An 11,856-nucleotide genomic window follows, 5' to 3' on the forward strand; every position below is an offset into this window, starting at 1 on the left:
CACCCCCAACGGCGACGGCAAGAACGACACGTTCCGGCCCAAGGTCTTCACCCCCATCCGCCGCACCCGCTTCACCGTCTTCAACCGCTGGGGCGTCAAGATCTACGAGAGCAGCAGTGACCCGCTCATCAACTGGAACGGGGGCGGCAGCCGGGCCGAGGGCGGCGCGGCCCCGTCGGTGGTGGAGGGCGTCTACTACTACCAGGCCGAAGTGGAGTTTGGCAACGTGGCCAACACCAAGCGCACCTACAAAGGGTGGGTCCAAATCACCCGGTAGTAAGCTCAACGCTTGCTAGTAGTTCTATTTTTACAAGCCCACTACCCTTCGGTAGTGGGCTTTTTTATTCCTGCTATCTTGCCGCCCTATCCTTTTCTTCCGTTTCTCTCCTTATGAAAGCAGTTGTTTTTCCGGGCCAGGGCAGCCAGTTCAGCGGCATGGGTCGTGACCTGTACGAGCAGTATCCCGAGGCGCAGCGCCTGATGAAGCAAGCCAATGAAATTCTGGGTTTCCAGCTTACCGATGTCATGTTCAACGGCTCCGAAGAGGACCTGCGCCGCACCGATGTTACGCAACCCGCTATCTTCTTGCATTCTGTAGCGCTGGCCGCTGTAGTGCCTAATCTTGCTCCTGACATGGTTGCTGGCCATTCGTTAGGTGAGTTTTCGGCGTTAGTGGCTGCGAAGGTGTTGCTGTTTGAAGACGCGCTACGCTTGGTGGCTCAGCGGGCCCAAGCTATGCAGGTGGCCTGCCAGGAGCAGCCTGGCACCATGGCCGCTATTTTGGCCCTCAGTGATGAAACGACTGCCCGCATCTGTCAGCAAATAACGGACGCCGGTGACGTGGTAGTGGCAGCTAACTATAATTGCCCTGGCCAGCTAGTGATATCAGGCTCACAGCGCGGCATCGAGTTGGCCTGCGAACAGCTGAAAGCCGCCGGCGCCAAGCGTGCTCTACCGCTACCCGTAGGAGGCGCCTTTCACTCGCCTCTGATGCAATCAGCAGAGGCTGCTTTAGCCGAGGCTATTAAGAAAACCACCTTTTCCACCGGAATCTGCCCCATCTACCAAAATGTAGACGCCGCACCGCACCGTGACCCCGACGAAATCCGGGAAAACCTGGTGCGCCAGCTTACCGCTCCCGTCCGCTGGACGCAGAGTGTGCAGCATATGGTGCAGGACGGTGCCACAGAGTTTGTGGAGTGTGGTCCAGGCAAAGTACTGCAAGGTTTGGTAAAGAAAATTGCACCGGACGTGACGGTAAGCTCAGCGTTGGCATAAAGACTTATTATAATAAGAAAAGCGTCCTGTGGAGTATTCCGCAGGGCGCTTTTTGCTAACATGTCAAACGCTAAGCATTATTAGAGGGCTCCATTTGCGGCGTAGCCGCGTGGCAACCACGCCGCAAGTGGGGGTTGCAGGAAAATAGCCACACAAACTTGTTTATCTAAACCGGCACTACTGCCAGTTCGTCGTCGCATGCGGCCAGCAGCTCCGCTACCGTGCATCCCAACACAGGATGCACAACTTCGGCAGCAATTTCGGCTAGTGGCACCAGCGCGAAACGGCGTTCGGGCAAACGTGGATGCGGCACGGTGAGGCGAGGCGTATTGAGCACGAGGTTGTCGTAGAGAAGAACGTCTACGTCTAGGGTGCGGGCGCCCCAACGGATAAGCCGCTCGCGGCCAGCTAGCTGTTCTGTTTGCAGGCATACATCTAGCAGGGCCTCAGGTAGGAGGGAGGTGTGCACACATACCGCTTGGTTCAGAAAAGCCGGCTGGTCTTCTAAGCCCCAGGCCGCCGTTTCATATAACCCCGACACAGCAGCTACAGCTCCGGCTGAAGCGGCTAAGTGTTGCACTGCTTCCAAAAGGATCGTCGTTTGGTCGCCGAGGTTAGAGCCAAGCAGCAGGTAAGCGGTTGTCATTTGACAGTTAGCATTTAACAAGACGTGATAAGTCAGCGAATTTAACTAGCCTATCGTCAGATGATGGGTTAGAATTCAATATACCACCTAGTTCAAGTCTGACATTGACGCATGAAATCTTGGTCGAAGTGCTAAATGATAAATGTTAACTCTTAAATGCCAACGCCCGGTGCAGAAACTCTATGGTAGCATCGGCCGCTTGTTGGGCCTCGGCGGGCAGTTTCGTTGAGGGCCAGGGGTGGGTACCGCCGAAGTTGTGCGTCACTTTGGGGAGAATCAGCAACTCGGCGTCTGGTTTCCAGCTTTTCAGCTCGTGGGCACGCGCTACGGGCACGGTTTCGTCTTGGTCGCCGTGCACCACGAGCAGGGGCTTATGCAGCTTGCGGCGCATGATGTGCGGGATGTCGAGGCGGAGGCGGTTGGCGTGATAGTCTTCTACTATCTGATAGTAAAGGGGCAGTTGCTGCTTGGTACGGCTGTTTTCGATGTGATACACCCCCTGTTGCTGCCATTGCTGCATCAGCTCTTCGTTCCAGCCAGGGTTGATGTTGTTGATGGCGGCCCAAGTCGCCACTGCTTGTACACGTGGATCTTCAGCTGCCTTCAAGAGCACCAGGCCGCCCCCGCGACTATGGCCGATTAGAGCCAGGCGCGCAAGGTCGGTTTCGGCAGCTGGAATGCCGGTTAGAGCTGGTTGCTCCAGGCAGTCTAATAAAGCACCAATGTCGTCCAGTTCCAGTGAGAAGTTGTTTTGACCGAAAGCCTCCAAGTCTTCCAGGTCGCCGGTGCCACCGACCACCAAGCCGTTGTGCGAGAGGTTCAACTTTACAAATACAAAACCTTGTTGCGCGAAGTAGTCGGCCAGCAGGTTGAAGTGGCCCCAATCTTTAAACCCCTTAAAACCATGCACGAACACCACCACCGGCTTGGGCTGCCCATCGGGTACGTAGCGGGCATCGGCGGTGAAAGGCCGGTTATGGCGAGTACAAGTCAGTTGAAAATCGAGGCGGACAGGGTGCGTAGGCATAAAGCGAAGATACGAAGCGGTGAGATGATGGAACGGTGAATGAGTGATTGAGCGACTGAGTGAGTTTGCTGTTCAAACTGTGCAAGCGGCGCCAGCAGAACAGCAAACTCACTTATTCACTCAATCACTCATTCACCATTTTCCCCGTATCATTGCAGCGCTCAAAGCCGCTGCATGAACGTTACGCTGGATCAGATACAGGCGCCTATTGCCACCGAGATGGCGGAATTCGAACAGAAATTCCGGGCGTCCATGCAAACCAAGGTGTTGCTCCTCGACAAAATCATGGGCTACATCGTGAAGCGCAAGGGCAAGCAGATCCGGCCCATGTTCGTGTTTTTCACGGCCAAAATCAGCGGCGGCGACCCGCTGCCGGAAGCTAGCTACCGGGGCGCGGCCCTGATCGAGCTGCTGCACACGGCGACCCTGGTGCACGACGACGTAGTAGACGAAAGTAATTACCGGCGCGGTTTCTTCTCGATCAACGCCCTCTGGAAAAACAAGATTGCCGTTCTCGTTGGTGATTACCTTTTAAGCAAAGGCTTGCTGCTCAGTCTCGAAAACGACGATTACGCCTTACTCAAACTCGTTAGCAATGCTGTGCGCGAGCTAAGCGAAGGCGAGCTGCTGCAAATAGAAAAAGCCCGCCGCCTCGACATCACCGAGGAAGTGTACTTCGACATCATCCGTCAGAAAACAGCCTCCCTTATTGCTTCCTGCTGCGCCGTTGGGGCCGCGTCGGCCGGGGCCAACGCTGAAACGATTGAGCGAGCCCGGCTTTTCGGCGAGAAGGTGGGCATGGCCTTCCAAATCAAAGACGACTTGTTTGACTTCGGCACCGCCGAAATCGGTAAGCCAGTGGGCATCGACATCAAAGAGAAAAAGATGACGCTGCCGCTTATCTATTCTTTGCAGCAGGCCGATTGGCTGACCAAGCGCCGCGTTATCTACAACGTAAAAAACAACGACGGCCGCAAAGACCGGGTCCAAGCCGTTATTGAGTTCGTGAAGAAAACGGGCGGCCTCGAATATGCCATTAATGTAATGGAAAAGTACCGCGACGAAGCCCTCGTCATCCTGCGCACCTTTCCCAATTCGCCCTCGCGCGTGTCGTTGGAGCAGCTCATCAACTACACCATAGAGCGGGAGAAGTAACCTTGTGCACAAAAGGGAAAAATTGCAGCTTTGTGAGTTAGTGTTAAAGCAGGGTAGTATTAATAGGCTAATCATCAAATAACACAGTGAAATGGATTCTGCTATTGCTATGGCTGCCAACGACTGCCTTGGCTCAAAAAAAGTCGTCTTTACCTGTTGCTGCCACTGATAGCACGTATGGCTACACGGCGCTCAATCCGTTGCGGCTAAAGCAGGGTGATATGTACAAGAGCATGGCTTTGGCAGAAGTTTTCTTGCACAATCTGCGCACGCCCGACGATCAGCAGCTTTACTTTATTGGGCGCTTTTCCATTAAAGACCCGGCCTATACGCCTCCCGCAATTCCATTAACCGATCGGTATACAGGACTACCAATCAGCGGAAAGCTTGGTCTGTTAGATGTCTACATATTCCGAACTGCCACCAATGATACGTTGCGCCTGTTTGTTGATGTAGATCACAAAGGCCCTAAGTTGATACCGAAGGGACTGAAATACGTGGGCTTCGAGTAACAAACAATAAAAACCGGCTGGTTGGCATGTTGCCAGCCAGCCGGTTTGGTTATGATTCTTGCATCAAGAATTACTGTGCTATCTGATACTCCACACTTTCGGGGGCCACTTCCGATACTTCGAACGTAACCCCGTCGAAGGTGCTCTTGACGGTGATTTCGTGAATCATGTCGCAGCCGGGGCATTTGATTTCTTCGGTTTCGAATTGGCCATCGTCTTCGGTGGAGTTGGCTAAGTGGTCGGCAGCGGGTACGCCGAGCAAGTCGGTGAATACTTCCGTATGGCACTGATTGCACTCGAACTTGAGGCCCACCGTGCGGCCTTGCAGCTCATCGAGAGGGGCGGGGGTGGTTTTCTGTTGAATCCACATAAGGCATGGGTTTGGTTTTCGAGAAAGGAAGGAGAACGGAGCGGTGGCCGGCAACCAGCACGGGTAGCCCGCCGTTGGGTGTGTACGCACCACGCACGGGTTTGTGTTGTCTGGGAAGCGGATATAATCCGGCCGGGCCGCTGAATGTCTGCCAGCCAGGTAGTACACTTGCGGCTGCACTGCTTCTTTTCAGCTATTTCCAGTATGTCTGTTTCTCCCGTTGAATCTGCGGCGGCACCCGCCCGAAATCCGGTGCCATGGGTGCCGCGCTGGCGTACTTTGCTCGGCTCGGTGGCTTTCACCCGCGACCCTATCGGACGGCTCAACGGCATCCTGGCTGAGTACGGCGACACGGTGGGAGTGTACCTGGGGGGTGTCCGGCCAGGAATAGTCACCCGCGACCCGGCGTTGGTGCAGCATATTCTGCAGAAAAACCACCGCCGCTACCTGAAGTCCGATATGACGCACGGCCTCATCCGCTACCTCGGCCGCGGCCTGCTCACCAACGAAGGCGCCGACTGGCTGCGGCAGCGGCGCCTGATTCAGCCGGGCTTTCATCGGCAGCGCCTGGCCGGCCTCACCCGCCTCATGCAAACGGCCGCCGCCGAATGGACCGCCGAGTTAACCATCCGAACGGCCGCCGACGGATCGGCCCTGGTCGATATTCACGAAGCCATGACGCGGGTGGCCTTTCGGATTGTAGCGCGGGCCACGTTTAGTGCCAGTCTGTCGGAGGCGGAAGGCGAGCGGCTGGCTGATATTCTGACGCGCATTCAGGCTTTCTACGTGCGCACCATCCGGCAGCCGTACCTGCGGCCGTGGTTTCGGGCCCGGGGCAGCTACCGCCGCCACGATGCACTTAGCCTGGAGCTGCGGGAGTTGATACGGGGCTACATCCGGCAGCGCCGCCAGCACCCGCCTACCGACCTCACCCAGGCTCCCGACGACCTGCTGCAAATGCTGCTCGACACCCGCTACGAAGACACCGGGGAGGCTATGCGGGAAGAACAGCTGCTCGATGAAGTTAATATCCTGTTGGTGGCCGGGCATGAAACGTCGGCTAATGCGCTAAGCTGGCTGTTTCATCTGCTGGCGCAGCATCCGGCGGTGGCCGGTAAGGTGCGGGCAGAAATGCACGCGGTGCTAGGCAGCCGCTTTCCTGAGTTCGAAGATTTGCCGCAGCTACCTTATTCCATGCAAGTGGTGCAGGAAACATTGCGCCTCTACCCGCCCGCCTGGATGCTCGACCGGGTAGCGCTGGAAGACGACGAATTTCAGGGCCAACCTATCCCGAAAGGCACGCTCTTTTCGCTTTACCTGTACGGTGTGCATCACCATCCTGCCCTGTGGCCCGATGCCGAGGTGTTTCGCCCCGAGCGGTTTGCGCCCGGGGCCGTCCCCGCGCCGCCGCCCTACAGCTACCTGCCCTTCGGCGGCGGTCCGCGCCTGTGCGTCGGCAGCCACTTCGCCCTCACCGAAATTCAGCTGGTTTTGCTGGAAACGCTACGGCATTTCAGTATTGAGCCCGCCACCGAAACTCCTCCGGTGCTCATGCCGCTCGTGACGCTGCGGCCGCAAGGGGCGTTGTGGCTGCGGTTTCGAAGGCACCTCACCCCTTAGCCCCCGCTCCTTGGGGAGGGGGGGAACTAGCTTCTAGCTCTAATTGCCTCATCCCCCCGGCCCCCTTCTCCTTCAGAGAAGGGGGAGTCTAACGACTTACTCATAATACTAGTGCTAGAGCTGGTTTTCCTCTCTGAAGGCTCTGCGCATAAAGCAGACTGGGGCTAGGGGTGAGGCAGCTAGAAACTAGTTCCCCCTCTCCCCGAGGAGAGGGGGCTAGGGGGTGAGGTCATTCCGCCAGCAAACTAGCCACCGTCTTCTCGAATTCCTCGGTTTCCTGCTGGTAGTACTTGCCGGTACCGGGGCCGGAGAAGCCGGTGTGAATCTTGCGAACCTCACCTTTCTTGTCGAGGAAAATGGTGGTCGGGAAAGCCAGGACCTTCGCCAATTGCGGCAGCGAGGCGCTGGCCGAATCTTTGTTGGCGATGCCGGCTACGGCCAAATCATAGCCGACGTTGAGGCGCTGCTTCATCTTGAGCAGCTTCTGCGACGCTAGTTTCTGGTCGGGGGTGCGCTCGTAGCCTAGGCCGATGATTTCGACGCCGCGCTGCTTGTTCTTTTCGTACCAGGGGGCCAGGAAGTTGGTTTCGTCCATGCAGTTGGGGCACCACGAGCCGAGGATCTGCACCACCACTACTTTGCCCTTGTACTTGGGGTCGGTGGGGGAGACACTGCCGCCCTCGTAGATGCTTGGGAACTTGAAATCGAGGCGCTTTTGGCCGGGTTTCAGGCCGGTAAGGGCATTGGCGTTGGGTAGCTTGGCGTTGGGGTCGAGCACGGCGGTCCAGGTTTCGTGGCCGGATTTGCCGCTGTAGAAGTCACCTTTGAGAGTGCCATCGGGTAGCTTGTTGGCAGTGAAAAGAAAAGCGTGGCTGCCATCAAAAGTTGTTAGCTCAAGTCGGTTACCGAAACGGTGACCACTCAAGTAGCGGTAATCACCTGTAGTAGTGAGAAAGGTACCGGTTACAGATGCGTTAGTCGGACTTTGCTGTTTAAAAATGCCCACAGCTTCGTAAGAGTCGTTATCATCACTTGTAAATTTGGTACGCCATGTGCCATTAAAGTCACCATGGTCATCAGCCTCACGAGCGGGAAATAACTGTTCGCCCCGCGTGGCCGCAAACGGGACCCGGTACGGCTCCTTTCCATCGTACTTCACCCAAGTGCCTTTCAACTTATCGTTGCCATCGGCCCGCACGACCAGCGCAGCATCGAATACGCCCAACCGAATCGTGGTGGAGTCGCCGGCGGTGCTGATTTCGTCGAGCTTGAGGCGTTCCTCGCCGTTGCGTAGCGTGACGGTGGGTTTTTGGCCGTTGTCGGCGGTGCTTACGTCGAACAGAAACGGGATTTCCTGGCCTTGAGCCGAAAGCACGCCGCGCCAGGTGCCGGGCTTGAGGCCGGGCGGCAGGCCGCTGGCATCGGCTTCGGGTATCCGGTTGCCGGCCTGCTCGGAGGTGGAAGAATTAGAGCCACAGGCAGCCAAAAAGAAGGTTAGGCCGGTACCGAAGACCACTTTTTGAAAGAGCGAAGGAAGAGACATAGTTGATCGAAGAAGACAATACATTCGGCGCTAAACTACAAAGCACTGAAATTGGTTTAATAGGGTGGCGTGCCAAGGTAGCACGAAGCGCCGGTTTGAGGCTCGGGTCAACCCTACAGGGCGGGTACCTGCCTACTGTTTCGCTCGACAAAGCAGCAAGCCCGCGTTTCGTGGCAAAGCGTAGAACAGAAAGTTTGCGACGCGCCCTACCACGCGCCTATATTTGCGTACCTGCTCGTATAAGTAGGTCCGTTCCCTCCACATTTTTCCTTTTCGCATTATGGCGTTTGACTTAGAAATGATCAAGGCGGTGTACGCTGGCATGGGCTCCCGCATCGAAGCTGCTCGTACTGCCGTTGGTCGCCCGCTTACCCTGACCGAAAAAATCCTGTACGCTCACCTGTACGGCGGCTCTGTTTCGCAGGCGTTTAAGCGCGGGGTTTCCTACGTCGATTTCGCCCCCGACCGTGTGGCCATGCAGGATGCTACCGCCCAAATGGCGCTGCTTCAATTCATGCAGGCTGGTAAAGCTAAAGTAGCCGTGCCGAGCACCGTGCACTGCGACCACCTGATTCAGGCGAAAGTAGGAGCCGACGAGGATTTGGCCATTGCCAACTCCGAAAACAAAGAAGTATACGATTTCCTGGCTTCGGTTTCCAATAAGTACGGCATCGGCTTCTGGAAGCCCGGCGCTGGTATCATTCACCAGGTGGTACTCGAAAATTACGCCTTCCCCGGCGGCATGATGATCGGTACCGACTCGCACACGCCCAACGCGGGTGGCCTCGGCATGATTGCCATTGGGGTAGGTGGGGCCGACGCCGTCGACGTAATGGCCGGCATGGCGTGGGAGCTGAAGTTCCCGAAGGTTATCGGGGTGAAGCTGACCGGCAAGCTCTCGGGCTGGACGGCGCCCAAAGACGTAATCCTGAAAGTAGCCGGTATCCTGACCGTGAAAGGCGGCACCGGTGCTATTGTAGAATACTTCGGCGAAGGTGCCGAAAACATGTCGTGCACCGGTAAGGCGACCATCTGCAACATGGGCGCTGAAATCGGGGCTACCACCTCGGTGTTTGCCTACGACGAAAGCATGGCCAACTACCTGCGCGGCACCAGCCGGGCCGAAATAGCCGACCTGGCTTCCGGCGTAGCCGAGCACCTGCGTGCCGACGAGGAGGTATTCACTAACCCCAAAGACTACTACGACCAGCTCATCGAAATCAACCTCTCTGAGCTGGAGCCGCACGTAAACGGCCCGTTCACGCCGGACGCGGCCTGGCCGATTTCGCAGTTTGCCGCCGCGGTGCGTGAGCACGGCTGGCCCGAGAAGCTGGAAGTAGGCCTGATTGGCTCGTGCACCAACTCCTCGTACGAGGACATCACCCGCGCCGCTTCCATTGCCGAGCAAGCCGTGAGCAAAGGCCTCACTGTGAATGCCGAGTTCACCGTAACGCCCGGCTCGGAGCTGGTGCGCTACACCGTGGAGCGCGACGGTTTGCTGGATACCTTCGCCCAAATGGGCGGTGTGGTGCTGGCCAACGCCTGCGGTCCGTGCATCGGGCAGTGGGCCCGTCACACCGACGACCCCAAGCGCAAGAACTCGATCATCACGAGCTTCAACCGCAACTTCGCCAAGCGTAATGACGGCAACCCGAACACCCACGCTTTCGTGGCCTCGCCTGAAATCGTGACGGCCTTCGCCATTGCTGGTGATTTGACCTTCAACCCGCTGGTAGACACCTTGACCGCCAAAAATGGTCAGCAAGTGAAACTCGACGCGCCGCACGGCCTTGAAATGCCGCCGCAGGGCTACGCCGTAGAGGATGCCGGCTATCAGGCTCCGGCTGTAGACAGTTCGGCTGTGCAGGTTATCGTAGACCCTGGTTCCGACCGTCTGGAGCTGCTAGCTCCTTTCAAGCCATGGGAAGGTACCGACCTGAAAGGGTTACGCCTGCTCATCAAGGCCCAAGGCAAATGCACCACCGACCATATTTCGATGGCCGGCCCGTGGTTGAAATACCGTGGCCACCTCGACAATATCTCCAATAACATGCTTATCGGGGCTACCAACGCTTTCAATGGCGAGGCTAACTCGGTGAAAGATGCCCTGACTTCGGGTACGCCTTACTCGCCGGTACCGGCCGTAGCGCGTAACTACAAAGCGCAAGGCATCGGCTCGGTGGTAGTAGGCGACGAGAACTACGGCGAAGGTTCTAGCCGTGAACATGCTGCTATGGAGCCTCGCCACTTGGGCGTGCGCGCCATCATCGTGAAAAGCTTCGCGCGTATCCACGAAACCAACCTGAAAAAGCAGGGGATGCTGGCCCTCACCTTCGCCAACAAGGCCGACTACGACCTGATCGAGGAAAATGACATCGTAGACATCCTCGGTTTGACCAGCTTCCAGCCCGGTCAGCCGCTGCAGGCCCGTTTGCACCACTCCGATGGCGACACCGACCTCATCACCCTCAACCACACCTACAACCAGGGACAGATTGAGTGGTTTAAAGCTGGTTCGGCCCTGAACTTGATCCGCCTGAAAGAGTCGGGTGCTGCTCAGCTGTCGCAGAAATAGTAATATCTGTTGCAAAAACAAAAAGCTGCTCTATTCAGGGCAGCTTTTTGTTTTTATAGGCTAGTGTTTAATTTAAGTAAAGCATGACCACTACTTCCAAACACTCAATTTCCGTTGTTGGATTTATTGTCACTCTGGTAGGTGCCGTTCTGTTTTCCACCAAGGCAGTTATTGTCAAGCTCGCCTTTGTAAGTACGCATGCAAATGCTCTTACGCTGCTCACGCTGCGTATGCTTTTTTCATTGCCATTTTATTTAGTTGCTGCTTTTGTGGTCAGCAGTAGGAGCAGTAATGTAAAATTGAATAACAAGGAATGGAGTATTGTTTTGGGCCTTGGCGTAATTGGGTATTACTTAAGTAGTCTATTTGATTTTATTGGCTTGCAATATATTTCGGCAGGTTTGGAGAGGTTGATTTTGTTTTTGTATCCAACCTTCGCCGTATTCATTAACGCTTATTTTTTCAAGCAGACTATATCAGGCGTTCAACGAGTTGCATTGACGCTCACCTATGCGGGTATTGCGCTAGCGTATTTCGGGGAGCTTGCTCTTGATTCCAGCAACCCTAACTTCTATTATGGAAGTTTTATGGTATTTCTGTGTGCAGTTACTTATGCTATTTATATAGTGGGCAGTGGAAAAATAATTCCGCGCATAGGTTCTGCAAAATTTACTGCTTATGCTATGCTAGTTGCTACAGGTGGAATATTCGCGCACTTCGCAGTGGCAGGCGAAACAGCAACTTTCCAAATGGGTAAGGAGCTTTGGATTTATGGCATATTGCTAGCGGTAGTTGCTACCGTTATTCCTTCTTTTATGCTGTCGTACGGGCTCAAAAGTATCGGCTCTAATAATGTGGCCATTATTAGTGGTATTGGTCCCGTTTCGACCATTATGCAGGCGTATTTTATTTTAGGTGAAAGAATAGTTGTTGAGCAAATAATAGGAACCGCGTTAGTAATAGCAGGCGTAGTTTTAATTGGCTGGAAAAGAAAGCCCGCCGCCGTGGTCGAAGAGGTTGCTGCTTGATGTATTAATTACAGCCGTTTTGCAAACCGCATGCACAGTATGTAGAGACGCGACACTTCGCGTCTCGCCGTTGCTGAGGTTGTTTAGATGAGCTTGTTCTTA

The 11,856-nt window shown here is 55.6% G+C and carries 11 protein-coding genes; 7 read left to right on the plus strand and 4 right to left on the minus strand.

Translation table 11 applies throughout. The features are described from left to right. On the plus strand, positions 1-277 hold a 277-nt coding region (locus tag VF639_RS11645; protein WP_331146077.1), incomplete at its 5' end, for a T9SS type B sorting domain-containing protein. 113 nt (positions 278-390) lie between these two features. Then, entirely contained in the window at positions 391-1,278 is an 888-nt protein-coding gene (fabD, locus tag VF639_RS11650; RefSeq protein ID WP_331146078.1) for an ACP S-malonyltransferase, read from the plus strand. 166 nt (positions 1,279-1,444) lie between these two features. Here fabD and folK read toward each other — a convergent pair whose 3' ends face one another. Beyond that, complete coding sequence (folK, locus tag VF639_RS11655) at positions 1,445-1,924, minus strand: 2-amino-4-hydroxy-6-hydroxymethyldihydropteridine diphosphokinase (RefSeq protein ID WP_331146079.1); 480 nt, start codon at positions 1,922-1,924, stop codon at positions 1,445-1,447. A gap of 145 nt (positions 1,925-2,069) precedes the next feature. Beyond that, on the minus strand, positions 2,070-2,951 hold the full coding sequence (locus VF639_RS11660) for an alpha/beta hydrolase family protein (protein ID WP_331146080.1): 882 nt from the start codon (positions 2,949-2,951) through the stop codon (positions 2,070-2,072). A gap of 174 nt (positions 2,952-3,125) precedes the next feature. Here VF639_RS11660 and VF639_RS11665 point away from each other — a divergent pair, with 174 nt between their 5' ends. Both VF639_RS11665 and VF639_RS11670 read left to right on the plus strand, forming a co-directional pair. Further along, a complete protein-coding gene (locus VF639_RS11665) occupies positions 3,126-4,106 on the plus strand; it encodes a polyprenyl synthetase family protein (protein ID WP_331146081.1) in 981 nt (326 codons plus the stop codon). A gap of 86 nt (positions 4,107-4,192) precedes the next feature. Beyond that, positions 4,193-4,618 (plus strand): hypothetical protein, encoded by a 426-nt coding sequence (locus tag VF639_RS11670; protein WP_331146082.1) that lies wholly within the window; start codon positions 4,193-4,195, stop codon positions 4,616-4,618. A gap of 70 nt (positions 4,619-4,688) precedes the next feature. On the opposite strand, the gene VF639_RS11675 is transcribed toward VF639_RS11670, so the two are convergent. Next, a complete protein-coding gene (locus tag VF639_RS11675; protein ID WP_245123201.1) occupies positions 4,689-4,988 on the minus strand; it encodes a hypothetical protein in 300 nt (99 codons plus the stop codon). A 204-nt stretch (positions 4,989-5,192) separates the two neighbouring features. On the opposite strand from VF639_RS11675, the gene VF639_RS11680 reads away from it, so the two are divergent. After that, positions 5,193-6,608, plus strand: a complete 1,416-nt coding sequence (locus VF639_RS11680; protein WP_331146083.1) for a cytochrome P450 — start codon at positions 5,193-5,195, stop codon at positions 6,606-6,608. Positions 6,609-6,837: 229 nt separating this feature from the next. Here VF639_RS11680 and VF639_RS11685 read toward each other — a convergent pair whose 3' ends face one another. Then, positions 6,838-8,151 carry a peroxiredoxin family protein gene (locus tag VF639_RS11685; RefSeq protein ID WP_331146084.1) on the minus strand — a complete coding sequence of 438 codons (1,314 nt, stop codon included), beginning with the start codon at positions 8,149-8,151 and terminating at the stop codon, positions 6,838-6,840. 280 nt (positions 8,152-8,431) lie between these two features. Here VF639_RS11685 and VF639_RS11690 point away from each other — a divergent pair, with 280 nt between their 5' ends. Further along, positions 8,432-10,726, plus strand: a complete 2,295-nt coding sequence (locus VF639_RS11690) for an aconitate hydratase (RefSeq protein ID WP_331146085.1) — start codon at positions 8,432-8,434, stop codon at positions 10,724-10,726. Positions 10,727-10,809: 83 nt separating this feature from the next. Continuing rightward, positions 10,810-11,754: a DMT family transporter gene (locus VF639_RS11695; RefSeq protein WP_331146086.1), complete on the plus strand. Its 945-nt coding sequence runs from the start codon at positions 10,810-10,812 to the stop codon at positions 11,752-11,754. Positions 11,755-11,856: the final 102 nt, after the last annotated feature.

Origin of the sequence: Hymenobacter sp. (genome assembly GCF_036387835.1) — a bacterium.
In the GTDB taxonomy this organism is placed as follows: Bacteria; Bacteroidota; Bacteroidia; order Cytophagales; family Hymenobacteraceae; genus Hymenobacter.